Consider the following 23,389-nt stretch of genomic DNA (forward strand, 5'->3'; position numbering starts at 1 on the left):
CGCCCGCTCGTGCGCACCCGACTCCTTCCGCTCCTCATCGTGCTGATGGCCGGCGTCCTGCTGGCTCTCGGCTTCCCGCTGGCCGCCAGCACCGCCGCCTCCGAGCAGCAGCGGGTGGTCGTCGACCGGCTCGACGACGCGGCCCGGTTCGCCGCGCTCGCCCAGTTCGTCAGCGAACGGAACATCGGTCCCGACGAACGCCGCTCCACCCTCAGCGGCGAGCTCGCCAGCTATCACGACGTCTACGACATCCGCGCGGGCATCTTCTACCGCGACAACCGCTCCATGGCCGCCGCCCCCGAGGACTGGGTCGTCCCGTACGACGGGGAGGGCCGGCGCGCCTTCAACGAGGCCCTGCTCGGCCGCCGCAGCCACGACCCGCCGCAGGTCTGGCCCTGGCAGGGGAAAGCGCGGCTCACCATCGCCTCCCCGGTCGTCCGGGACGGCGACGTCGTCGCCGTCGTGGTCACCGACTCGCCCACCGGACAGCTGCGCTCCCGCATCCTCCGCGACTGGCTGCTGATCTTCGCCGGGGAGGCCGCCGCCATGCTCCTCGCCGTCGGGGCCGCCTTCCGGCTGACCGGCTGGGTGCTGCGCCCCGTCCGGGTCCTCGACGCCGTCACCCACGACATCGCCACCGGCCGGATGAAGTCCCGCGTCGCCGCCGCCGGCGGACCGCCGGAACTGCGCAACCTCGCCCGCTCGTTCAACGAGATGGCCGACCACGTCGAGGACGTCCTCGAACAGCAGCGGGCCTTCGTCGCCGACGCCTCCCACCAGCTGCGCAATCCGCTGGCCGCGCTCCTGCTGCGCATCGAGCTGCTCGCCCTGGAGCTGCCCGAGGGCAACGAGGAGATCGCCTCCGTCCGCACCGAGGGCAAGCGGCTCGCCCGGGTCCTCGACGACCTGCTCGACCTGGCGCTCGCCGAGCACACCGCCGCCGAGCTGCGGCTCACCGACATCGGGGCGCTGACGGCCGAGCGGGTCGCCTCCTGGCGCCCGGTCGCCGACGACAAGGGCGTCGGGATCGTCGCCGAGACGGCCGCCGTCACCGCCTGGGCCGACCCGGTGGCGCTCTCCAGCGCGCTGGACGCCGTGATCGACAACGCCCTGAAGTTCACCCCGGAAGGGGAGGAGGTCGGTGTCACGGTCCGGCTGGCCCCCGGCGGGGCGACCGTCGAGATCGAGGTCGCCGACGACGGCCCCGGGCTCACCGACGAGGAGCTGGAGCGGATCGGCGACCGCTTCTGGCGCTCCGGCCGGCACCAGAACATCAACGGCTCGGGCCTCGGCCTGTCCATCTCCCGGGTGCTGCTCACGGCCGGCGGCGGCACCATCGCGTACGCCCACAACGAGCCGCACGGTCTCCGGGTGACCGTCAGCGTGCCGCGCCACGACCCGTGGGCGGGCGAGGACCGGGAGCCGGGCGGGCCGGGGCAGGGCCTCGCGGACCGGTAGGCGCGCGGAGGCGGTCGGGCCTCAGGGAGCGGAGGGCTACGGAGGGCGTCGGGCGGCACGGAGCGGAGGGCTACGGAGGGCGTCGGGCGGCACGGAGCGGAGGGCTACGGAGGGCGTCGGGCGTCACGGAGCGGAGGCCTTCGAAGGGCGTCGGGCGTCACGGAGCGGAGGGCGCTCTGCGGTGGTCGGGCCTTGCGGAGGGGTACGCGCCCGGCGGTGGGCCGTCCCGGAGGGGATCCGGGCGGTGGGGTCGGGCTTCCGCCGGCGGGTGGCCGGGCGGGGCGGTTCGCTCTCCGGGAGCGGCGGGGCGGCTGGGGCGGTCAGGGCTTCACGGAGCGGTAGTAGCGCCGGGCGCCCTCGTGCAGCGGGAGCGGGTCGGTGTAGACCGCGGTCCGCAGGTCCACCAGCTGCGCGGGGTGGACCTGGTTGCCGATCCGGTCCCGGCTGCCGATCACCGTGCGGGTGAAGCTCTCGACCAGATCCGGGTCGGTCTTGTCCGTGGTGACCAGGATGTTCGCGACCGCCAGGGTGTCCACGGGGTTGCCGTCCTGGGCCAGGCTGTACGCGTCCGCCGGGATGGTCGCCGAGCGGTAGTAGCGGGTGGACTCGCCCACGTCGTGCAGGCTCTCCATCAGGGTGTCGTCCAGCGGCACGAGCCGGATCGGCAGGCGCTCGGACAGTTTCTGGACGCCTTCGGTCGGCAGACCGCCCGACCAGAAGAAGGCGTCCAGCCGGTGCCGCTCCAGGAGCGCCGGCATCCTGTCGATGCCGGCCGAGACCGGGACGATGTCGACGTCAGGGGTGAGCCCGGCGGCCGCCAGGACCCGGTCGGCGATCAGGCGTACCCCCGACCCCGACTGGCCGACGCCGACCCGCAGACCGCGCAGATCGGCCACCGACTGCACGGTCGAGCCCTTGGGCACCACCAGCTGGACGTAGTCGTCGTAGAGCCGGGCGCAGCCGCGCAGCCGGTCGAAGCCGGGCTTGCGGTCCCGCTGGTACTGGGCCACGGCGTCCGCCGTGGCCACTGTGAAATCGGCCTCGCCGGAGGCGAGCCGGGCGAGGTTCTGCTGGGACCCCTCGCTGTTCTTCAGCGTTATCGAGACGTCCGGAAGATCCCTGGCCAGGGCCTGCTGGAGCAGTTCGCCGTAGCGCTGGTAGACGCCCGTGGGCACCCCGGTGCTGAAGGCGATGTGCCCGCTCGGCGACTTCGTTCCGAAAGGAACCAGCCACCAGACGAGGGCGCCGACCAGCACCAGCAGGGCCGCCGAGACCTGGAGGAGGCGGCGGCGGGCGGTGCGGGACAGTGCGGCGGGCATGGCGCGATCCTGCCAGCTCGGTCCCGCTTCTGGCCAGGCCGGACGTCACGCCCTGGTCAGGGCGGCTGCTGGGACCCCGGGCTACTCGTCCGCGGGCGAGGCCGGGCTTCCCGGTGATCCGAACCGGTCCCCGGCAGACGGCGTGAGGTGCGCCGCCTGCTCCCGCAGCCAGCCGAGGAGCGTGGCGGTCCGCGCGTCGCGCTCCGGCGGACGCGGGCTGAGCAGCCCGTAGCCCGTACCGTCCGCGACGAACCCGTACGGCGCCGCCAGCTGGCCCCGTAGGAGGTCGTCGCGGACCAGCGCGTACGGCCCGACGGCGACACCCATGCCTGCGACGGCCGCCTGGAGCGCGAGGTAGAAGTGCTCGAAGGTCTGATCCGCGGCCGGGGCCGGTGCCCGGGACGGTTCCGGGGCCCCGGCCGCCGCCCGGCCGGACCCGGTCAGGCGGCGCCAGTCGTCCCAGGCGGCCGGCCGGGTGCTGGTGTGCAGCAGCGTCACGGGTTCCCCGCCCAGAAGTCGGGCGGCGAGCTCGGGGCGGCAGACCGGGCCGATCCACTCCGCGAACAGCGGCACCCGGCTGACGCCCTCGGGCACGGGGAAGTCGTCCCGGCGCAGCGCCACGTCCACCGTGTCCCGCGCGAACGCGACGGGGCCGCCGCCCGCCGAGAGGTGCACGGTCAGCCCGGGGTGCCGGGCGGCGAGCTCCGGAAGACGCGGGATGAGCCAGCGCATCAGGAGCGTGGGTTCGCACGACAGGGCGAGCGGGCCGGTGCCCCGCTCCCGCCCGGAGACCTCACGGGCGGCCGACTCGACGAGGTCCAGCGCGTCGCCTACGGCCGCGGCGAGACGGCGGGCCTGCGGGGTGGGCCGCAGCGAGCGCGCTCCTCGCTCGAACAGGGGCGTCCCCAGGGCCCGCTCCAGGTTCTGCACCTGCCGGCTGACCGCCCCGTGCGTGACATGGAGCTCCTGGGCGGCGCGCGTCATGCTCGCGTGCCGGACGGTCGCCTCGAAGGGCAGCAGGGTGTTCAGCGGAGGCAGGTCGGGCCGGGTCATGTGTGACATCCGATCACAGGTGGAGTGAGAAGGAATCGCTTGTCCTGCGGCTTCCCGGCGAGACAGGGTTGATCTCGTCACGGAACCACGATCCACCACGATCCGGGGGACACATCCCGATGTCGCCATCCACCGTCGTCGTCCTCGCCGACGACCTCACCAGCGCCGCCGACGGAGCCGCCCCCTTCCGGCGCTCCGGCCACCGCGCCCTGGTCCTCCTCGCCCCCGAACCCCGCGGGCCGGGGGTCACCGCCGTCGATCTCGGCACCCGTCTGCTGGCGGAGCCGGAGGCCGCCGCGCGGACCGCACGGGCGGCCGAGCGCTACGCGGGCGCGGAGCTGCTCCTCAAGACGGTCGACTCGACCCTGCGCGGCCACGTCGCCGCCGAACTGCGCGCCGCGCTCACCGGCTCGGGCCGCCGCGCCGCGATCCTCGCCCCCGCCTTCCCGACCGAGGGCCGTACGACGCTCGGAGGCGTCCAGTACGTGCGGGGCGTACGGGTCGACGCGAGCGAGTTCGCCCGAGACCCGGCCCACCCGGTCCGCACGGCCGATCTCGCCGAGCTGCTGCCGGAGGCCGTCCTCGTCGGTCCCGGGCCCGCCGGGCTGACGGAACTGCCCGGACTGCTGGCCTCCGGCGGGGTGTTCGTCTGCTCGGCTGCCACGGAGGCGGACCTCGACGCCGTCGTCGCGGCCGTTCCGCGCCCCCGGGACGTCCTGTGGGTGGGCTCGCCGGGCCTGGCCGCCTCCCTCGCCCGCCGCCACCCGCGCCGGCCCGCGGACCCGCGCCCCGAACTCCCCGCCGTGCGCGACCCGCTGACCGTCGTCGGCAGCGCCAACCCCGCCGGCAGGCGCCAACTCGCCCTGCTCCACGCGCAGTCCACGGCGCGTGACCCGCACGCCACCGCCACCGCCTCCCCGCTCCCGGCCCCCTTCATGACCCTGCACACGCCCGACGAGCGGTCCGCCGACCCCACCGGCCTGCTGGAGGGGCTCGCCCGCGCCGCGGCCGACCTGATCGGGGAGCGGCGTGCCGACGGGCTCGTGCTCACCGGCGGGGAGACCGCCGCCGCCGTCCTCGGGGCGCTCGGCGCGACCGGCATCGAGCTGTACGACGAACCGGAGCCGGGCATCGCCCGCGGCACCCTCCACGGACCGACCGCGCCCCGCCTGCCGGTCCTGGTCAAGGCCGGCGGCTTCGGCGACGACCGCACCCTCGTCCGCCTCCACGCGGTCCTGACGGACGGAGGCGCGGGGGCGGTGGAGGGCCCGGGTGCGGCGAACGGCCCCGGAACGGCCGAAGGGCCGAAAACGGCGGAAGGGCCGAAAACGGCGGAAGCCGCGGGCGCGGCCCGTGCGCAGGGAAGGCCGGGAGAGGGCGAGGGCACCGGCCCAGGGCAGGGCGAGGGCGCCGGCCAGGGGCAGCGCGAGGGCGCCGGCGAGGGGGAGGGCCGGTGAGCCGGCCGCCCCGCCCGCTCGCCCTCACCATGGGCGACCCCCACGGCATCGGCCCCGAGATCACCGTGAAGGCCTGCGCCGACCCGCGACGCCCCGCGGGCGCGCCGCTCGTCGTCATCGGCGACCCGGGTGCCCTCGCCCGTGCCTGCCGCACCAGCGGCACCCGGCTCCAGGTGCGGACCGTCCCGACCCCCGCCGGAGCCGGAGGGACGCCCGGCGTCATCGACGTCCTGCCGGAAGGCCCCGCGCTGCCCGCAGACCTCGCGCTCGGGACCGTCGCCGCCGAGGCGGGCGCGGCCTCCTACGCGTACGTCCGCAGGGGCGTCGAGCTCGCCCTCGCCGGCGACGTGCGGGCGATCGTCACGGCCCCGATCCACAAGGAGGCGCTGCGGCTCGCCGGGCTGCCGTTCCCCGGGCACACCGAGATCCTCGCCGAGCTCTCCGGCACCGAGCGCTACGCGATGATGATGGCCAACGACGAGCTGCGGATCGTCCTCGTCACGGTGCACCAGTCCCTCCGCACCGCGATCGACGCCCTGACCGTCGCGCGCGTGCTGGACACCGTCCGGCTCACCCACGAGGCCCTCCGCACGGCCGGGGCCGCCGGCCGCCCGCCCCGGATCGCCGTCGCCGGTCTCAACCCGCACGCCGGCGAGAACGGTCTCTTCGGCCGCGAGGACCTCGACGTCATCGCCCCCGCCGTACGCGCGGCACGCGCCGAGGGGATCGACGCGAGCGGCCCCTGGCCCGCCGACACCGTCTTCATGCGGGCCCGGGCGGGCGAGTTCGACGCCGTCGTCGCCCAGTACCACGACCAGGGGCTGATCCCGGTGAAGTACCTGGGCCTGGAACACGGCGTCAACATCACCCTCGGCCTGCCGTTCGTGCGCACCAGCGTCGACCACGGCACCGCCTTCGACCTCGCGGGCACCGGCACCGCCGACCACACCAGCCTGCTCACCGCCCTGCGCCGGGCCGCCGAGCTGGCCCCCCTCGCGTAGGACGCGTCCTGCGCCCACGTCCTGGAAGGGACCCCCATGGACTTCGTCTTCATGCTCACCCGGGACGACCGGACCGTCACCGACTGCCTCCACGTCCTCGACTCGGTCCGCGAGCTCGGCATCACCCACATCGGCTTCAAGGACGTCGGCGTCGACCCCGCCACCCTGCACCGGCTGCACGAGCAGATCAGGGCGCTCGGCGCCACCAGCCATCTGGAGGTCGTCGCCACCGGCCGCGACCAGGCGCTCGACTCCGTACGGGCGGCCGTCGACCTCGGCGTCGACTGGCTGATGGGCGGCACCTGGGTGGCGGAGACCCTCGCCCTCCTCGACGGGACCCCGATCCGCTACCTGCCCTTCGTGGGCGAGCCCCAGGGGCATCCGACCCGCCTGGCCGGCGGCCCGGACCGGATCGCGGCGGACTGCCGCCGGGCCGAGGCCGCCGGCTGCGCCGGCGTCGACCTGCTCGCCCACCGCGCCACCGAGGCCGACCCCCTCGCCCTGGTCCGGGCGGCCCGCGCCGCGACGGGCGGCCGGCTCGTGGTCGCGGGCTCGCTCAGCACTCCCGCCCAGATCCGGGCCCTCGCCGCGGCCGGAGCCGACGCCTTCACCGTCGGCTCGGCGGCCTTCGCGGGCGCGGTCCGCCCGGACGCGGGCACCCTCGCCGCCCAGCTCACGGCCGTACTGGAGGCGACCGGCAGGCCGTAGCGGCGGTCCGCGGCCGGTGCGGCGGCGGGTCCTGGCGGCGGGTCCCCGGCGGCGGGGCGGCGGGCACCCGGGGGCGGGCGGCGGCCGGGGGAGCGGGGCAACCCCCGGCCCCCCTTACCCTTGTGAGGTGACCAGCAGCAAAGACGGGACCGGAGCCGTGGCCGAGCAGGGCGTGACGCGAACCTACGAAGTGCGCACCTACGGGTGCCAGATGAACGTCCACGACTCCGAACGGCTCTCCGGCCTCCTTGAGGCGGCGGGTTACGAGAAGGCTCCCGCGGGCTCCAACGGCGACGCCGACGTGGTGGTCTTCAACACCTGCGCGGTCCGCGAGAACGCCGACAACAAGCTGTACGGCAACCTCGGCCACCTCGCGCCGATGAAGGCCGCCCGGCCCGGCATGCAGATCGCCGTCGGCGGCTGCCTGGCGCAGAAGGACCGCGACACCATCGTCAAGCGGGCCCCCTGGGTCGACGTGGTCTTCGGCACCCACAACATCGGCAAGCTGCCGGTCCTCCTCGAGCGCGCCCGCGTCCAGGAGGAGGCCCAGGTCGAGATCGCGGAGTCCCTGGAGGCGTTCCCGTCGACGCTGCCGACCCGCCGCGAGTCCGCCTACGCCGCCTGGGTCTCCATCTCCGTCGGCTGCAACAACACCTGCACCTTCTGCATCGTCCCGGCGCTGCGCGGCAAGGAGGAGGACCGCCGTCCCGGCGACATCCTCGCCGAGATCGAGGCGCTGGTCGGCGAGGGCGTCTCCGAGATCACCCTGCTCGGCCAGAACGTCAACGCGTACGGCTCCGACCTGGGCGACCGCGAGGCCTTCAGCAAGCTGCTGCGCGCCTGCGGGGAGATCGAGGGCCTGGAGCGGGTCCGCTTCACCTCGCCGCACCCGCGCGACTTCACGGACGACGTCATCGCCGCCATGGCCGAGACCCCGAACGTGATGCCGCAGCTGCACATGCCCCTGCAGTCCGGCTCGGACACCGTCCTGAAGGCGATGCGCCGCTCGTACCGGCAGGAGCGCTTCCTCGGGATCATCGAGAAGGTGCGCGCCGCGATCCCGCACGCCGCCATCTCCACCGACATCATCGTGGGCTTCCCCGGCGAGACCGAGGAGGACTTCGAGCAGACCATGCACGTGGTCCGCGAGGCCCGCTTCGCGAACGCCTTCACCTTCCAGTACTCCAAGCGCCCCGGCACCCCCGCGGCCACCATGGAGGGCCAGATCCCCAAGGAGGTCGTGCAGGCGCGCTACGAGCGTCTCGTCGCCCTCCAGGAGGAGATCTCCTGGGAGGAGAACAAGAAGCAGGTCGGCCGCACCCTGGAGGTCATGGTCGCGGAGGGCGAGGGCCGCAAGGACGGCGAGACCCACCGCCTCTCCGGCCGCGCCCCCGACAACCGCCTGGTGCACTTCACCAAGCCGGACGAGGACGTGCGCCCGGGCGACGTCGTGACGGTCGAGATCACCTACGCCGCCCCGCACCACCTCCTCGCCGAGGGCCCGACCACCGCCGTCCGCCGTACCCGGGCGGGCGACGCCTGGGAGAAGCGCACCGCCGCGGCCGCCGCCAAGCCGGCCGGCGTGCTCCTCGGCCTGCCGAAGATCGGCGTCCCGGAGCCGCTCCCGGTCGCCGACGCGCCCGCCTGCGGGAGCCACTGACCCCGAGGCACGACCCGCGAGGGGACCACGGCGTCCGACGGGCCGGGGTCGCGCGGTGCGGACCACGGAGGACGACCGGCCCGCGGTGCGGTGGACCAGTAGGCTGCGGATCATGCTTGTCGCCGCCGCCGTCTGCCCCTGCCCCCCGCTGCTCGTGCCCGCCGTCGCGGCCGGTGCCGCGCCCGAGCTCGCCGAGGCCCGTACGGCCTGCTCCGACGCGCTCGGCGTGCTCGCCGCGTCCCGCCCCGACCGGCTCGTCGTCATCGGCCCCGCCGACGAGGACGCCCGGGGTGTGTTCCCGGCCGGCTCGTCCGGTACCTTCGCCGGTTTCGGCGTCGACCTGACCGTACGGCTCGGCGACGGGCCCGGCGGGGACCGGCCGCTGCCGCCCTCGCTCGCGGTCGCCGGCTGGCTCCTGGAGCACACCGACTGGTCCGGCGCGCCCGTCGAGGGCCTCGGCGTCGGGGAGCCGCTGGAGGCCGCGCGCTGCGCGGCGACCGGCCGGGAGATCGCCGGGTCGGCGGAGCGGGTGGCCCTGCTCGTGATGGGCGACGGCAGCGCCTGCCGCACGCTGAAGGCGCCCGGCTACCTGGACGAGCGCGCCGAGGCCTTCGACGCGGCGGCCGCGCGGGCGCTCGGCGCGGCGGACCGGGCCGCGCTGCTCGCGCTGGACGAGCGGCTCGCTCACGAGCTCAAGGCGGCCGGCCGGGCCCCGTGGCAGGTGCTCGCGGGCGCCGCCGAGGGCGCGGACCTGGCGGGCCGGCTGCTCTACGAGGACGCCCCGTACGGCGTCGGCTACTTCGTCGCCGCCTGGAGCTGACCGCGCGCGTGCCGGTGGCGTGTAACGGTCCCGCGCGGGACGGACGCACGACGGCGGGGCGGAGCGACGGGGCACGGGCGCCCGGACCGCGAGGGCGTGCGGGGAGATCCGTAGCGGCGGGGACTCGGGACCGCGACGGCAGTGCGTGAAGCACCGCGCGGGCGGTGCGGGGAGATCCGTAGCGGCGGGACTCAGGGACCGCGACGGAACCGTGACGGGACCGCGCTGGGACCGCGACGGCGGACGGCCGCGGAGCAGGCGCTCCGCGGCCGTCCGCCGTGGGGGAGGGACGGGCGTCGGGTCAGGTGGCCGGCGGCGGGGGCGGACCCTCGTCCTTGTGGGCGATCCGCCCGATGGCCTCCTTGGCCTTGCCGGTGCCGGACTCGATCTTGTCGCTGTACTTGCCCTTGGTCTTCTCGTCGACCACCTTGGCGGCCTTGTCCAGGCCGTGCTCCACCTTGCCCCCGTGCTCCTTGGCGAGGTCGGAGACCTTGTCCTTGGCCGGGGCGAGCTTGGCCTTCAGTGAATCCAGGAGACCCATGGGGTCACCCTCCCTCCGCCGGACCCGGCCGGGTCCGTGCCGTTACGTGCGCATCCGTGCCGTCTAGCTGCGGGCGTTCTCGCCGGCCTCGCGGTCCGCGGCCTCCTCCGCCGACTGCTGCTTGGGGATCTCGACGACCTCCGCCGCCGCCGTGGGCCCGGCGGTCTCGGCCGCGGCGTCGCCGGCCTCCGGGGACGCGGGAACCTCGGCGGCATCGGCGGCCGTCTCCGCCTCCTCCGTCACGGTCTCCGTGCCGGAGGCCTCTGCCTTGCTCTTCCGGCGAAAAAGCGCAAAAACTCCCATATCGGCTCCTAGCCTACTCAGGGTCCTCATTCCGCAACAGGCAACGAAGGCCGGACGAAGGCCGTCACGTAGCTCATTCGGGGACGCGTCGTGAGGTTTGCGAGACTGGGGAAGTGAGAACTGCAGCTCCCGCCCCGCGGGTCATCGCCGTCGTCGGTCCCACAGCGGCCGGAAAGTCCGATCTGGGCGTCTTCCTCGCCCAGCAGCTGGGCGGCGAGGTCGTCAACGCCGACTCGATGCAGCTCTACCGGGGGATGGACATCGGCACCGCCAAACTGACGGTGGAGGAGCGCGGCGGCGTCCCGCACCACCTCCTGGACATCTGGGAGGTCACCGAGGCCGCGAGCGTCGCCGAATACCAGCGGCTCGCGCGTGCCGAGATCGACCGGCTGCTCGCCGAGGGCCGCACCCCGGTCCTCGTCGGCGGCTCCGGACTGTACGTGCGCGGTGCCCTGGACGTCATGGAGTTCCCCGGCACCGACCCGGAGCTCCGGGGCCGCCTGGAGGCCGAGCTCGAGGAGCGCGGCTCCGGCGTCCTGCACGCCCGCCTCGCCGCCGCCGACCCCGAGGCCGCCCGGGCGATCCTGCCGAGCAACGGCCGGCGCATCGTCCGCGCCCTGGAGGTCATCGAGATCACCGGAAAGCCCTTCACGGCGAACCTTCCCGGCCACGACTCCGTCTACGACACCGTGCAGATCGGCGTGGACGTCGCCCGCCCCGAGCTCGACGAGCGGATCGCCACCCGGGTCGACCGCATGTGGGAGGCGGGACTCGTCGACGAGGTCCGCGACCTGGAGGCCCACGGCCTGCGCGAGGGGCGCACCGCGGCCCGCGCCCTCGGCTACCAGCAGGTGCTCGCCGCGCTCGCCGGGGAGTGCACCGAGGACGAGGCGCGCGCCGAGACGGTCCGCGCCACCAAGCGCTTCGCACGTCGGCAGGACTCGTGGTTCCGCCGTGACCCCCGGGTCCACTGGCTCAGCGGCGCCGTCGAGGACCGCGGGGAACTCCCTGGGCGGGCGCTGGCGTTGGTCGAACGAGCGGTCACAGCCTGATCACGTGATGGCATCGGGACGTCATGCCCGTCATTCCGGGGGGCGGGGGCGTGCCATCATCGAGCATCGATCGACCAAGTGGAGTCCGAGTTGGGAGGGCGCGTGGCGATGGAGGCCGGCCCTCGCGACACAGAGCAGCAGTCCGCCGTCCGGGGCGAAACCCCCGGTGGGACGCCCGGACTGACGCCGGACGGACCGGACGACGCCGAAGGCAGCGCCGTCGAGGTGGACGCGGCGGAAGTCGAGGTGGAACTGCGCCCGCAGCGCCGGCTGCGGATCTGGCAGCTCGCCCCGATCGTCGGGCTCGCCGCCGTCGGCTCCCTGATGTTCGCCTTCCCGCTCGCGTTCGGCTCGGGCGAGGGCGGCGCCGTCGTCGCCATGCTGGGTCTGCTGATCAGCTCCTGCGCGGCCGGCTGGGGCATGATGGCCGCCCGCCGGGTCGGCCACACCTGGCCCGGGCTGCCCGCCCGGGGCTCCGGCGAGCGCCCGGACTGGCGCGTCCTCGCCCTGTACGTCTCCTTCAGCGCCCTCCTGGTCGCCCTCGCCGTCTGGCGCGTGGCCCGGCTGCGCTGAGCGCGGCGGGACGGGCCCGGCGGCGAGGCGGGACGCTCCTCCAGGCCTCCCGGGGCGCCGCGTGGCGAGGCACGGAGTGCGAGGCGGGACGTCCCTCCAGGCCTCCCACGGCGGGGCGCGGCACGGAGTGCGCGGCGAGGCGCCCGCCGGGCACCTGCCCGTACCGCTCCGTGGACCGTCGCGGCCCCCGCCGTACCCGCCCCGTAGAGTTGGTCCCGTGACCAGCGCGCAGACCTCGCCCCTCGCCTTCCTCAAGGGCCACGGCACCGAGAACGACTTCGTGATCGTCCCCGACGCGGAGAACGCCGTCGACCTGTCCCCGGCCGCCGTCGCCCGCCTCTGCGACCGCCGGGCCGGCATCGGCGCCGACGGGGTGCTGCACGTCGTGCGGAGCGCCGCCCATCCCGAGGCGCGGCCCATGGCCGGCGCGGCGGAGTGGTTCATGGACTACCGCAACGCGGACGGCTCCGTCGCCGAGATGTGCGGCAACGGCGTCCGGGTCTTCGCGCGCTATCTGCAGCACGCCGGCCACGTCACCGCCGGCGAGGTCGCCGTGGCCACCCGGGGCGGCGTCAAGCGCGTCCACCTCGACAAGGACGGCTCCGTCACCGTACGGATGGGCAGGGCCCTGCTCCCCGAGGCGGGCGTCACCGTCACCGTCGACGGCCGCAGCTGGCCCGCCCGCAACGTGAACATGGGCAACCCGCACGCGGTCGCCTTCGTCGACGACCTCGCCCACGCCGGCACCCTGTACGACGAGCCGCCCTACGCGCCGGCCTCGGTCTACCCGGACGGTGTGAACATCGAGTTCGTCGCCGACCGCGGCCCCCGCCACGTCGCCATGCGCGTCCACGAGCGCGGCGCCGCCGAGACCCGCTCCTGCGGCACCGGCGCGTGCGCCGTCGCCGTCGCCACCGCCCGCCGGGACGGCGCCGACCCGGCCGTGACCGGCACCCCCGTCACGTACACCGTCGACGTCCTCGGCGGGACGCTCGTCATCACGGAGCACCCCGACGGCGAGATCGAGATGACCGGCCCGGCCGTGATCGTCGCCGAGGGCACCGTCGAGCCCTCGTGGCTCGACGCCTGACGCGGATCCCCCGATCCGCCGGAGGCCACGGAATCGAAACAGTCAACGACTGATTCATCCCTCGAATGGGTGATCCGCTTCACGCTCGGCGAGAGCGGGACTGCGCCACGTGGTGGGGTCGGTAGCATCAAGCACCGGCCCGCCGGGCATGCCTGCCCGGCCCCACCGCCGGTCGACGCCGCCGGAGGTGCCCCATGAGCGCAGAGGCCACCAACCCCGTGAGCGAGGCCGGGGCCATCGGCCCCGACGCTCCCGGCCGCAGACGATCCCGCCCGCGGATCGACCTGCGCCGGCTGGGCCGCGCCGCGCTGCTCGGGGCGACCGCCGGGCCCGCCGTCCGCGACCGGCTGCCCGACGCGATCGGGCACGTCGGCGAAGCCCACCGCGCGCACCACCCCGACGCCGACCTGGCCGTGCTGCGCCGCGCGTACGTCCTCGCCGAGTCCTCGCACCGGGGCCAGTTCCGCAAGAGCGGCGAGCCGTACATCACCCACCCGCTCGCGGTCACCCTGATCCTCGCCGAACTCGGCGCGGAGACGACGACGTTGACCGCCGCCCTGCTCCACGACACCGTCGAGGACACCGAGGTGACCCTCGATCAGGTGCGGCGCGAGTTCGGCGCCGAGGTCGCGTACCTCGTCGACGGTGTCACCAAACTGGAGAAGGTCGACTACGGCGCCGCCGCCGAGCCCGAGACCTTCCGCAAGATGCTCGTCGCCACCGGCAACGACGTCCGGGTCATGTCGATCAAGCTCGCCGACCGCCTGCACAACATGCGCACGCTCGGTGTGATGCGCCCCGAGAAGCAGGCCCGCATCGCCAAGGTCACCAGGGACGTCCTCATCCCGCTCGCCGAACGCCTCGGCGTCCAGGCGCTCAAGACCGAGTTGGAAGACCTCGTCTTCGCCATCCTCCACCCCGAGGAGTACGAGACCACCCGCGCCCTCATCGCGGACAACTCCGGCGCGGGCGACGCCCTCGTCGCCATCGCCGACCAGGTCGCCGCCGTGCTGCGGGATGCGGACATCGGCGCCGAGGTCCTCGTCCGGCCCCGGCACTTCGTCTCGGTCCACCGCGTCCGCCTCAAGCGCGGCGAACTGCGCGGCAGCGACTTCGGCCGGCTCCTCGTCCTGGTCGCCGAGGACGCCGACTGCTACGCCGTCCTCGGTGAACTCCACACCTGCTTCACCCCGGTGATCTCCGAGTTCAAGGACTTCATCGCGGCCCCCAAGTTCAACCTCTACCAGTCGCTGCACACCGCCGTCGCCGCCCCCGACGGAGCCGTCGCCGAAGTCCTGATCCGTACGCACCGGATGCACAAGGTCGCCGAGGCCGGCGTCGTCGCCCTCGGCAACCCGTACGCGGCCGCGTCGGCCGAGAACGCCGAAGCCGCCGAGGACGCCGAGCGCCCGGGGAGCGCCGGAGGATCCGAGGACGGCGAACGCGTCGACCCCACCCGGCCCGGCTGGCTGTCCCGGCTGCTGGACTGGCAGGAGGCAACCCCCGACCCCGACACCTTCTGGACCTCGCTGCACGCGGACCTCGCCCAGGACCAGGAGGTCACCGTCTTCCGCACCGACGGCGGCACCCTCGGACTGCCGGCCGGGGCCACCTGTGTCGACGCCGCCTACGCCCAGCACGGCGAGGCCGCCCACGGCTGTCTCGGGGCGCGGGTCAACGGCCGGCTCGCGCCGCTCAGCACCGTGCTCCACGACGGGGACACCGTCCAGCTCCTGCTCGCGCAGGACGCCACCTCCGGCCCCTCCCCGCAGTGGCTCGCCCACGCCCGCACCCCCGCCGCGCGGATCGCCATCACCGGCTGGCTCCAGGCACACCCCGAGGCCGCCAAGGCCCCCGCCGCGGCTCCCCGCCCGCCCGCGAGCGTCACCGCCGACCGGCGCTCCGGGACGAGACTGCGCGCGGACCTTCCGGACGGCCCGGCCGGCGCCGTGCGCCCCGCCGGCTGCTGCACCCCGGTACCGCCCGACGAGATCACCGGCTTCGTCGTCCGCGGCGGCTCCGTCACCGTCCACCGCACCGGCTGCGCCTCGGCGGACACCATGCTCCGGCTCGGCCGGGACCCCGTCACCGTCCACTGGGGCGACACCGCCGAATGCCGCGTCACCCTCGTCGCCGAGTCCTTCGGCCGGCCCCGCCTCCTCGCCGACCTCACCGAGGCCATCGCCGCGGAGGGCGTCGCCGTCGTCTCCGCCACCGTGGAACCCCCCAGCGAGCAGCGGGTCCGCCACACCTACACCCTGCAGCTGCCCGACGCGGCCGGTCTGCCCGCCCTGATGCGCGCGATGCGGGACGTGCCGGGGGTGTACGACGTGAGCCGGGCGAAACACCCGGCGTCGCCGGAGCTGTGATCCGGGACCGGGGCATCCGGGACCGGGGCATCCGAGACCGAGGAGCCCGGACCCCGGGCGTCCGGCATCCCCGGGCAACCGGGACCCGGGGGTGTCCGGCATCCCCGGGCAGCCGGGACCCGAGGGCGTCCGGCATCCCCGGGCAACCGGGACCCGGGGGTGTCCGGCATCCCCGGGCAGCCGGGACCCGAGGGCGTCCGGCATCCCCGGGCAGCCGGGACCCGGACATCCGGGCCTGCCCGGGCTCCGGGGAGTCGTGATCCGGGCCCCCGGGACGCGAAGGCTCGTGGACTCCGGGCCCCGGACGCCCCGTCTCCGGGACCGGGTGTCCGGCGGGGCCCGGACCGGCCGTCCCTGCCCCCTTCGGGTGGCGGGCGCGCGCGTCGGCCGGGGGCGCGGCCCGGGCCCTGGTAGCGGTAGCCCATGCCGCTCCCCTCCCGTACGCCCCGTAAGCCGCTCGTCTCCGTCCCGCGCCGTAAAGCGACGGCACGCGCGCGCGTGCTGCGCTCCGCCGTGCTCGTCGCCCTCTCCTCGGGCCTCGTCGCCGCCGCCCTGCCCGCGCCCGGGCCCCTCGGCATCGGGGACCCGCTCTTCCCGCACCTGGGCAATCCCGGCTACGACGTCCTGTCGTACGACATCGCGCTCACCTACCCGGGCCGCAACACCGAGCCGCTCGCCGGTGTCACCACCATCCAGGCGCTGGCCACCGACGACCTGCGGCGGATCAACCTCGACTTCACCCACGGCACCGTCTCCGCCGTCACCGTCGAGGGCGAGCCGGCCACGTGGGCGAGCAGCGGCGAGGACCTGGTCATCACCCCCGCCGAGCCGGTCGACCGCGGCGACGCGGTCGAGATCACCGTCACCCACACCAGCGATCCCCGCGGCCCGGCCGCATCGGGCGGCTGGGTCCGCACCGGCGACGGCCTCGCCATGGCCAACCAGGCCGACGCCGCCCACCGGGTCTTCCCCTCCAACGACCACCCCTCCGACAAGGCGTACTTCACCTTCCGCATCACCGCCCCCAGCACCCTGACCGCCGTCGCCAACGGGCTGCCCTCGGGCCGCACCCGCGAGGGCGCCACCACCACGTGGACGTACCGCACCGCCCACCCCATGGCGACCGAACTGGCCCAGGTCTCCATCGGGAAGTCGACCGTCGTGCACCGCGAGGGCCCTCACGGCCTGCCCGTCCGTGACGTCGTCCGGACCGCCGACCGGGACCGCCTGGAGCCCTGGCTCCGGCGCACCCCCGGCCACCTGGAGTGGCTGGAGCGCCGGGTCGGTCCCTACCCCTTCGAGAACTACGGGGTGCTCATCGCGGACGCCGACACCGGATTCGAGCTGGAGACCCAGACGCTCTCCCTCTTCGAACGCGACCTCTTCACGGAGCCCGGCTACCCGGAGTGGTACGTCGACTCCGTCATGGTGCACGAGCTCGCCCACCAGTGGTTCGGCGACAGCGTCTCGCCCCGCGCCTGGTCCGACCTGTGGCTCAACGAGGGGCACGCGACCTGGTACGAGGCGCTCTACGCGGAGGAGAAGGGCGGGCCGAGCCTGGAACGGCGCATGAAGGCCGCGTACGCCGCCTCCGACGACTGGCGCGCCGCCGGGGGCCCGCCGGCCGCCCCGAAGCCGCCGGCGCCCGGCGAGAAGATCAGCCTCTTCCGCCCCGTCGTCTACGACGGGGCCGCGCTCGCGCTCTACGCCCTGCGGCACGAGATCGGCACGGAGGCCTTCGAGCGCCTGGAGCGCCGGTGGGTCGAGGACCACCGTGACGGCACGGCGACCACCGCCGACTTCACGGCGCTGGCGGCCGAGAGCTCCGGGCGTGACCTCACCCGCTTCTTCGCCGACTGGCTCTACGCGGCGAAGACCCCGCCCATGCCCGGGCACCCCGACTGGCGCAGCCGGGCGCCGCGGGCGGCGGACCCCGGGGCCGGGCGGGCGCTGGCCGGGCGCAGCGCCGTGAAACCGGGATGACGGGCGCGGTCCGGACGTGTCACCATCTTCTGGTCGGCGGCGCGGCCGGAGCCCGGGAATTCTTCCGGGGCGTCACGCGTTGTGACTGCCGTAACGGACTTTTCTTCGACGTAAGGATCCAATGACCTCCTCTTCTTCCCCTTCCCAGGACAAGCAGAGCTTCGCGGAGACGAGCCGCACGGAGAGCCTTCGGGCCGATGCCCTGATGGAAGAGGACGTCGCCTGGAGCCACGAGATCGACGGAGAGCGGGACGGCGAGCAGTTCGACCGCTCCGAGCGTGCGGCCCTGCGCCGTGTCGTGGGCCTCTCCACCGAGCTCGAGGACGTCACCGAGGTCGAGTACCGACAGCTGCGCCTGGAGCGCGTCGTGCTGGTCGGTGTGTGGACCTCGGGGACGGTGCAGGACGCGGAGAACTCCCTCGCGGAGCTCGCGGCCCTCGCCGAGACGGCGGGTGCCCTCGTGCTCGACGGCGTGATCCAGCGCCGCGACAAGCCGGACCCGGCGACCTTCATCGGCTCGGGCAAGGCGCAGGAGCTCCGGGACATCGTGCTCGAGACCGGCGCCGACACCGTCGTCTGCGACGGTGAGCTCAGCCCCGGTCAGCTGATCGCCCTCGAGGACGTCGTCAAGGTGAAGGTGGTCGACCGGACCGCCCTCATCCTCGACATCTTCGCCCAGCACGCCAAGTCCCGAGAGGGCAAGGCGCAGGTCGCTCTCGCGCAGATGCAGTACATGCTGCCGCGACTGCGCGGCTGGGGTCAGTCGCTGTCCCGTCAGATGGGTGGCGGCGGCGGTGGCGGCATGGCCACCCGTGGTCCCGGTGAGACCAAGATCGAGACGGACCGGCGCCGGATCCGCGAGAAGATGGCGAAGATGCGCCGGGAGATCGCGGAGATGAAGACCGGCCGCGACATCAAGCGGCAGGAGCGGCGGCGCAACAAGGTGCCGTCGGTCGCCATCGCCGGATACACCAACGCCGGCAAGTCGTCCCTGCTCAACCGCCTCACGGGCGCGGGCGTGCTGGTGGAGAACGCGCTGTTCGCCACCCTGGACCCGACCGTCCGCCGGGCCGAGACGCCCAGCGGCCGGGTCTACACCCTGGCCGACACCGTGGGCTTCGTCCGGCACCTGCCGCACCACCTCGTCGAGGCGTTCCGCTCCACCATGGAGGAGGTCGCGGACTCCGACCTCATCCTGCACGTGGTGGACGGTGCGCACCCGAACCCGGAGGAGCAGCTGGCCGCCGTGCGCGAGGTGTTCCGTGACGTCGGCGCGGTGAACGTGCCGGAGATCGTCATCGTCAACAAGGCGGACGCGGCCGACCCGCTGGTGCTCCAGCGCCTGCTGCGGGTCGAGAAGCACTCCCTCGCGGTCTCGGCGCGTTCGGGCCAGGGCATCGAGGAGCTGCTCGCTCTGATCGACGCCGAACTGCCGCGCCCCGAGGTCGAGATCGAGGCCCTCGTGCCGTACACGCAGGGCGGTCTGGTCTCGCGGGTGCACGCCGAGGGCGACCTGATCTCCGAGGAGCACACCCCGGAGGGCACGCTGATCAAGGCGCGGGTGCACGAGGAGCTGGCGGCGCTGCTCGCGCCGTACGTTCCGGCCGCGCACTGACGCCGGCCGAGGCGCCGCACACGCGGAAGGCGCCGGCCGCCTCCCTCACGGGAGGCGGCCGGCGCCTTCGTCATTCGTCGTCAGGTCAGCGGGCGAACTTCTTGCTGACCATCTCGTGGGCCGCCTTGGCGCCCCTGCCCAGCTGCGGTCCCGCCAGCCAGCCGTTGCGGCCGGCGGGGCCGATGGAGGTGTTCGACACCAGCGCCGTGGTGCCGTTGGGCAGCGCACGGAACCAGCCGCCGCCGGACGAACCGCCGGTCATGGTGCAGCCGATCCGGTACATGGTCGGCGTGGCCGGGGCCGTGGACAGACGCGTCGCGCGGTCCAGGCACTTGTGCATGATCATGCCGTTGTACGGCGGAGCGGCCGGGTAGCCCCAGGCGCCGATGGTGCCGGCCTGCGAGGGGGCCGGAGCCGAGAAGTCGACCGGCAGGGCCACGCCCACCGTCTCTTCCAGGGACTTGCGGCCCTGCTGCGGCTGGACGTGCAGCACGGCGTAGTCGTACGGCCAGGCCTGGTTGGTGCCGCCGCTCTGGATCCACTCGCCGGAGGTCACGGCCCAGTCGGCCCAGTACTGGCCGTACGGGTAGACCTCGTGCGGCTGCGCGTTGCGCAGCGCGGCGGGGGACTTGCCCAGGTCGTTGAAGGCTGGGACGAAGGTGATGTTGCGGTACCAGCCGCCCTTCTTGCCCGCGTGCACGCAGTGGCCGGCCGTCCACACGAGGTTGGACTTCCCGGGGCGGCGCGGGTCCTTCACGATCGTGCCGGAGCAGACCATGTGCCCCTCGGGGGCATCGAAGAAGATCTTGCCGACCGGGGCCGCGTAGCGGTGGTACGGGGTCTTCTCGCGCTGCGCCGTCACCGGCCGCGGCACGGGGTCGCTGCCGCCGGAGGTCGCCTGGGTCTCGACGGTCGGGTCGGGGCTCTTCGCGGACTGCATCCGCTCGGTGTCCCAGAGACCGTCGATGACCGGGTTGACGAAGTCCTCGGCCTCACGGAGCCAGGTGTCCCGGTCCCAGTTCTTCCACTCGCCCTTCTTCCACTCGTCGAGGTCGACGCCGTGCTTCTTGAGCTTGCCGGCGATGTCCTTCGTCAGATCGGAACCGGCGTCGGAGCCGCCCTCGGAGGGGCCCGCGGCGGTCTTGCCGGCCGGCTTGTCCGACGCCGGGGTCTCCGTGGGGCCGCAGGCCGTGGCGGTCAGCGCGATGGCGAGCGCCGCCGCCACGCCGGTGACGGCGGGCAGGAGTCGTATGGAACGCATGAAGTGGTGTCCCCCTGGGGTGTTCGCGCGCCCGGTCCCGCGGTCAGCTGCGGCCGCACGGGAGTTATTGCCATGGACGCGTCACTAGCGGTGCACAGTATGCCCGTACGGGCCGGGCGGGACCGCAGGGGTCCCGCCCGACCCGCCGGGGCGACTACTGGTTCGCGTACTTCTTGCTCACGCCCTCGTACAGGGCCTTGGCCTCGGCGCCCAGCCGCGGACCGGCCAGCCAGCCGGCCGTCACCGGACCGATCGAGGTGTTCGACACCAGCGCCGGCTTGCCGTCCTTGCCGGTGGCCACCCAGCCGCCGCCGGACGAACCGCCGGTCATGGTGCAGCCGATCCGGTACATCGTCGGCTGCTCGGCCTTCACCGAGAGCCGGCCCGGCTTGTCGCTGCACTGGAACATCTTCTGCCCGTCGAAGGGCTTGCCCGCCGGGAAGCCGGTGGCCGTCATGCTCGCGATCTTCGGCACCGCCGGCGCGTTGAAGTCCACCGGCAGCGCCGAACCGACCGTCTCCTCCAGCGACTTGCCGGTGGAACCCTTCTCCGGCGTCACGTGCAGCACGGCGAAGTCGTACGGAGCGCCCTTGCCGCCGGTCTGCCCACCCTGGTCGATCCACTGCTGGGAGGTCTGCGCCCAGTCGCTCCACCACACGCCGTACGGCGCGATCTCCTCGCGCGTCGCGCTCTCCAGCGCGGCGGTCGACCTCCCGGCGTCGTTGTACGACGGGACGAAGGCGATGTTGCGGTACCAGCCGCCCTTCTTACCCGCGTGCACACAGTGCCCGGCCGTCCAGACCATGTTGGACCTGCCCGGGTGCGCCGGGTCCTGCACCACCGTCGCCGAGCAGACCATCGAGCCCTCGGGGCCGTCGAAGAAGACCTTTCCGGAGGCCGGCGCGTTCGTGTGGTACGGCGCCGGCACGGCCTTCGCCCGCACCGGCTCCGGCGTCGGGTCCGTCACACCCTTGTCACCCGAGAGGTCCTCCTCCTCGACCGGCTTGTCCGGGCGCTCGGCGTCCCGCATCCGGTCCGGGTCCCAGAGGTCCTCGATGATCGGGTTGACGAAGTCCTTGGCCTCACGCAGCCAGGTGTCCCGGTCCCAGTTCTTCCACTCGCCGCCGCGCCACTTGTCGACGTCTATCCCGTGCTCCTTCAGACGCTTCTTCACGTCGTCCGGAATCGTGATCTTGCCGCCTCCGGACGGGGTCGCGGTGGCGCTGGGCTTGTCACCCCCCGCGTTGTCCTCGGTCGGACCGCAGGCAGTCGCCGTCAGCGTCAACGCCGCGACGGCGGACGCTGCGGCCAGCAGCGGACGAATCGATCGCATCTCGTGATCCCCCTGGGACTACGTCAACTTGTGCATCGGTGAACAGCGTCGGCGCGGAGAGCCGCGTCGCGCGAAGCTCCCACTATGCCGGTGCCGGGTGGGACGGTACGACGCAGGTCCGCGGTTCCGCCCCCCACCGTGCCGTTGCCGTGCCGTGATCCCGGACACGCCGAGGAACTCGGCATTCGCCCGTGATCCCCGGCAGGCCCCGTCGTTGGTACGTACGGGGGACCCCTCGGCAGCCGTCAGACCGCCCGACGGGGCTGCCCCGCAACGTACCGATGTGTCATGCAACTGTTATCGCGGGAGGACACCGAGCCGTGGCCGTGACCGAACCAGCTCCGGCCGTACCGCCGGGCGCACCGCTCCACGAGGACCGTCGTGCGGCCGGCGACGGAGGCGCGCACGAGGGCATCCTGCGCCGCCAGGCGCAGCGCGAGTCCGCGGCGCGCACCTACGCGCGCTCGCTGCCCATCGTCCCGGTACGGGCCAGGGGACTCACCATCGAGGGCGCCGACGGGCGGCGTTACCTGGACTGTCTGTCGGGCGCGGGCACCCTCGCGCTCGGTCACAACCACCCCGTGGTCCTGGAGGCCATCCGCAAGGTCCTCGACTCCGGCGCGCCGCTGCACGTCCTGGACCTGGCCACCCCGGTCAAGGACGCCTTCGTCACCGAGCTGTTCGCCACCCTGCCGGAGAAGCTCGCCGCCGACGCCCGCATCCAGTTCTGCGGCCCCGCCGGCACGGACGCCGTCGAGGCCGCGCTCACACTCGTCCGCACCGCCACGGGCCGGCGGGGCGTCCTGTCCTTCAGCGGCGCCTATCACGGCATGACGGCCGGCGCCCTCGACGCCTCCGGCGGAGCCACCGACGTCCGCGTCGCCCGGCTGCCCTACCCGCGCGACTACCGCTGCCCCTTCGGCGTCGGCGGCGACCGCGGCGCCGAACTGGCCGCCCGATGGACCGAGACCGTGCTCGACGACCCCAAGAGCGGCGTCCCCGCCCCCGCAGGGATGATCCTCGAACCCGTCCAGGGCGAGGGCGGCGTCATCCCCGCCCCGGACGGCTGGCTGCGCCGCATGCGGGAGATCACCGAGGCCCGGTCCATCCCGCTCATCGCCGACGAGATCCAGACCGGCGTCGGCCGCACCGGTGCCTTCTGGGCCGTCGACCACAGCGGTGTCGTCCCTGACGTGATGGTCCTGTCCAAGGCCATCGGCGGCTCCCTCCCGCTCGCCGTCGTCGTCTACAAGGCGGAGCTCGACGCATGGGAGCCCGGCGCCCACGCCGGCACCTTCCGCGGCAACCAGCTCGCCATGGCCGCCGGCGCCGCCACCCTCGCCTACGTACGGGAGAACCGGCTCGCCGAACGCGCCGGCACCCTCGGCGCCCGCATGCTCGGACAGCTCCAAGGGCTCGCCGCCACCGACCCCCGCATCGGCGACGTCCGCGGCCGCGGCCTGATGATCGGCGTCGAACTCGTCGACCCCGAGGCGGCCCCCGCGGCCGCCGGGGCCCACGACCCCGCCGCGCCGCCGGACCCCGAACTCGCCCTCGCCGTCCGGCGCCACTGCCTCGACCGCGGACTCATCGTCGAACTCGGCGGCCGCCACAACGCGGTCGTCCGCCTGCTGCCCCCGCTCACCCTCACCGACGAGCAGGCGGCCGCCGTCCTCGACCGCTTCGCCGACGCCCTGGCCGCCGCCGAACGCACCCACCGGCCCCGCCCGTCCGGGTCCTCCCACTGAACCCGGCCCGCCCCCGCCCGGCCCCTTCCCCCTCCCAAGGAAGCC

Annotated in this window: 19 protein-coding genes; 13 read left to right on the forward strand and 6 right to left on the reverse strand. The window is 74.3% G+C overall.

Going from position 1 to position 23,389, the window contains the following annotated elements:
- Positions 1–9 precede the first annotated feature (9 nt).
- Complete coding sequence (locus ACGF1Z_RS26055; protein WP_393007945.1) at positions 10–1,458, forward strand: ATP-binding protein; 1,449 nt, start codon at positions 10–12, stop codon at positions 1,456–1,458.
- 320 nt (positions 1,459–1,778) lie between these two features.
- Here ACGF1Z_RS26055 and ACGF1Z_RS26060 read toward each other — a convergent pair whose 3' ends face one another.
- Both ACGF1Z_RS26060 and ACGF1Z_RS26065 read right to left on the reverse strand, forming a co-directional pair.
- The gene (locus ACGF1Z_RS26060) at positions 1,779–2,777 is read right to left on the reverse strand and encodes a TAXI family TRAP transporter solute-binding subunit (RefSeq protein ID WP_393007947.1); all 999 of its coding nucleotides are present in this window, start codon (positions 2,775–2,777) and stop codon (positions 1,779–1,781) included.
- An 81-nt stretch (positions 2,778–2,858) separates the two neighbouring features.
- Positions 2,859–3,830: a LysR substrate-binding domain-containing protein gene (locus ACGF1Z_RS26065; RefSeq protein ID WP_393007949.1), complete on the reverse strand. Its 972-nt coding sequence runs from the start codon at positions 3,828–3,830 to the stop codon at positions 2,859–2,861.
- A gap of 119 nt (positions 3,831–3,949) precedes the next feature.
- Here ACGF1Z_RS26065 and ACGF1Z_RS26070 point away from each other — a divergent pair, with 119 nt between their 5' ends.
- The 5 genes from ACGF1Z_RS26070 to ACGF1Z_RS26090 all read left to right on the forward strand — a co-directional run bounded on the left by ACGF1Z_RS26070 (position 3,950) and on the right by ACGF1Z_RS26090 (position 9,476).
- Complete coding sequence (locus tag ACGF1Z_RS26070) at positions 3,950–5,287, forward strand: four-carbon acid sugar kinase family protein (RefSeq protein WP_393007951.1); 1,338 nt, start codon at positions 3,950–3,952, stop codon at positions 5,285–5,287.
- The gene (pdxA, locus tag ACGF1Z_RS26075; RefSeq protein WP_393007953.1) at positions 5,284–6,288 is read left to right on the forward strand and encodes a 4-hydroxythreonine-4-phosphate dehydrogenase PdxA; all 1,005 of its coding nucleotides are present in this window, start codon (positions 5,284–5,286) and stop codon (positions 6,286–6,288) included. Before ACGF1Z_RS26070 ends, pdxA begins: the two co-directional genes overlap by 4 nt.
- A gap of 36 nt (positions 6,289–6,324) precedes the next feature.
- Positions 6,325–6,996, forward strand: a complete 672-nt coding sequence (locus ACGF1Z_RS26080) for a hypothetical protein (protein WP_393007955.1) — start codon at positions 6,325–6,327, stop codon at positions 6,994–6,996.
- 127 nt (positions 6,997–7,123) lie between these two features.
- Entirely contained in the window at positions 7,124–8,656 is a 1,533-nt protein-coding gene (miaB, locus tag ACGF1Z_RS26085) for a tRNA (N6-isopentenyl adenosine(37)-C2)-methylthiotransferase MiaB (protein ID WP_393007957.1), read from the forward strand.
- 112 nt (positions 8,657–8,768) lie between these two features.
- The gene (locus ACGF1Z_RS26090; protein ID WP_393007959.1) at positions 8,769–9,476 is read left to right on the forward strand and encodes a hypothetical protein; all 708 of its coding nucleotides are present in this window, start codon (positions 8,769–8,771) and stop codon (positions 9,474–9,476) included.
- Between the two features lie 301 nt (positions 9,477–9,777).
- On the opposite strand, the gene ACGF1Z_RS26095 is transcribed toward ACGF1Z_RS26090, so the two are convergent.
- Together ACGF1Z_RS26095 and ACGF1Z_RS26100 are read right to left on the reverse strand one after the other, a co-directional pair.
- Complete coding sequence (locus tag ACGF1Z_RS26095; protein ID WP_393007961.1) at positions 9,778–10,017, reverse strand: antitoxin; 240 nt, start codon at positions 10,015–10,017, stop codon at positions 9,778–9,780.
- Positions 10,018–10,080: 63 nt separating this feature from the next.
- Positions 10,081–10,320 carry a hypothetical protein gene (locus tag ACGF1Z_RS26100; RefSeq protein WP_393007963.1) on the reverse strand — a complete coding sequence of 80 codons (240 nt, stop codon included), beginning with the start codon at positions 10,318–10,320 and terminating at the stop codon, positions 10,081–10,083.
- Positions 10,321–10,433: 113 nt separating this feature from the next.
- Here ACGF1Z_RS26100 and miaA point away from each other — a divergent pair, with 113 nt between their 5' ends.
- From miaA to hflX, 6 genes are all read left to right on the forward strand, one after another.
- Positions 10,434–11,372, forward strand: coding sequence for a tRNA (adenosine(37)-N6)-dimethylallyltransferase MiaA (miaA, locus tag ACGF1Z_RS26105; protein WP_393007965.1), 939 nt, complete (start codon positions 10,434–10,436; stop codon positions 11,370–11,372).
- A gap of 108 nt (positions 11,373–11,480) precedes the next feature.
- Entirely contained in the window at positions 11,481–11,945 is a 465-nt protein-coding gene (locus ACGF1Z_RS26110) for a hypothetical protein (RefSeq protein WP_393008467.1), read from the forward strand.
- Between the two features lie 217 nt (positions 11,946–12,162).
- The gene (gene dapF, locus ACGF1Z_RS26115) at positions 12,163–13,035 is read left to right on the forward strand and encodes a diaminopimelate epimerase (protein WP_393007967.1); all 873 of its coding nucleotides are present in this window, start codon (positions 12,163–12,165) and stop codon (positions 13,033–13,035) included.
- 194 nt (positions 13,036–13,229) lie between these two features.
- Positions 13,230–15,404: a RelA/SpoT family protein gene (locus ACGF1Z_RS26120; RefSeq protein WP_393007969.1), complete on the forward strand. Its 2,175-nt coding sequence runs from the start codon at positions 13,230–13,232 to the stop codon at positions 15,402–15,404.
- Positions 15,405–15,827: 423 nt separating this feature from the next.
- Complete coding sequence (locus tag ACGF1Z_RS26125; RefSeq protein ID WP_393007971.1) at positions 15,828–17,387, forward strand: M1 family metallopeptidase; 1,560 nt, start codon at positions 15,828–15,830, stop codon at positions 17,385–17,387.
- 121 nt (positions 17,388–17,508) lie between these two features.
- Complete coding sequence (gene hflX, locus ACGF1Z_RS26130; RefSeq protein ID WP_393007973.1) at positions 17,509–19,002, forward strand: GTPase HflX; 1,494 nt, start codon at positions 17,509–17,511, stop codon at positions 19,000–19,002.
- An 85-nt stretch (positions 19,003–19,087) separates the two neighbouring features.
- Here the strand turns inward: hflX and ACGF1Z_RS26135 are convergent, their stop codons facing one another.
- Entirely contained in the window at positions 19,088–20,263 is a 1,176-nt protein-coding gene (locus ACGF1Z_RS26135) for a trypsin-like serine peptidase (RefSeq protein WP_393007975.1), read from the reverse strand.
- A gap of 154 nt (positions 20,264–20,417) precedes the next feature.
- A complete protein-coding gene (locus ACGF1Z_RS26140) occupies positions 20,418–21,596 on the reverse strand; it encodes a trypsin-like serine peptidase (RefSeq protein ID WP_393007977.1) in 1,179 nt (392 codons plus the stop codon).
- A gap of 320 nt (positions 21,597–21,916) precedes the next feature.
- Here ACGF1Z_RS26140 and ACGF1Z_RS26145 point away from each other — a divergent pair, with 320 nt between their 5' ends.
- A complete protein-coding gene (locus tag ACGF1Z_RS26145; protein ID WP_393007978.1) occupies positions 21,917–23,344 on the forward strand; it encodes a diaminobutyrate--2-oxoglutarate transaminase family protein in 1,428 nt (475 codons plus the stop codon).
- The last annotated feature ends 45 nt before the right edge of the window (positions 23,345–23,389 follow it).

The sequence above is a fragment of the Streptomyces sp. NPDC048018 genome (assembly GCF_043202995.1).
In the GTDB taxonomy this organism is placed as follows: Bacteria; Actinomycetota; Actinomycetes; order Streptomycetales; family Streptomycetaceae; genus Streptomyces.

Excerpts from the sequence above, each read along its gene's own strand:
- ACGF1Z_RS26095 (WP_393007961.1), bottom strand. The coding sequence starts at position 10,017 with ATGGGTCTCCTGGATTCACTGAAGGCCAAGCTCGCCCCGGCCAAGGAC.
- ACGF1Z_RS26100 (WP_393007963.1), bottom strand. The coding sequence starts at position 10,320 with ATGGGAGTTTTTGCGCTTTTTCGCCGGAAGAGCAAGGCAGAGGCCTCC.
- ACGF1Z_RS26120 (WP_393007969.1), top strand. The coding sequence starts at position 13,230 with ATGAGCGCAGAGGCCACCAACCCCGTGAGCGAGGCCGGGGCCATCGGC.
- ACGF1Z_RS26065 (WP_393007949.1), bottom strand. The coding sequence starts at position 3,830 with ATGACCCGGCCCGACCTGCCTCCGCTGAACACCCTGCTGCCCTTCGAG.
- ACGF1Z_RS26080 (WP_393007955.1), top strand. The coding sequence starts at position 6,325 with ATGGACTTCGTCTTCATGCTCACCCGGGACGACCGGACCGTCACCGAC.
- ACGF1Z_RS26140 (WP_393007977.1), bottom strand. The coding sequence starts at position 21,596 with ATGCGATCGATTCGTCCGCTGCTGGCCGCAGCGTCCGCCGTCGCGGCG.
- ACGF1Z_RS26110 (WP_393008467.1), top strand. The coding sequence starts at position 11,481 with ATGGAGGCCGGCCCTCGCGACACAGAGCAGCAGTCCGCCGTCCGGGGC.
- ACGF1Z_RS26135 (WP_393007975.1), bottom strand. The coding sequence starts at position 20,263 with ATGCGTTCCATACGACTCCTGCCCGCCGTCACCGGCGTGGCGGCGGCG.
- ACGF1Z_RS26090 (WP_393007959.1), top strand. The coding sequence starts at position 8,769 with ATGCTTGTCGCCGCCGCCGTCTGCCCCTGCCCCCCGCTGCTCGTGCCC.
- ACGF1Z_RS26070 (WP_393007951.1), top strand. The coding sequence starts at position 3,950 with ATGTCGCCATCCACCGTCGTCGTCCTCGCCGACGACCTCACCAGCGCC.
- ACGF1Z_RS26060 (WP_393007947.1), bottom strand. The coding sequence starts at position 2,777 with ATGCCCGCCGCACTGTCCCGCACCGCCCGCCGCCGCCTCCTCCAGGTC.
- ACGF1Z_RS26125 (WP_393007971.1), top strand. The coding sequence starts at position 15,828 with ATGCCGCTCCCCTCCCGTACGCCCCGTAAGCCGCTCGTCTCCGTCCCG.
- hflX (WP_393007973.1), top strand. The coding sequence starts at position 17,509 with ATGACCTCCTCTTCTTCCCCTTCCCAGGACAAGCAGAGCTTCGCGGAG.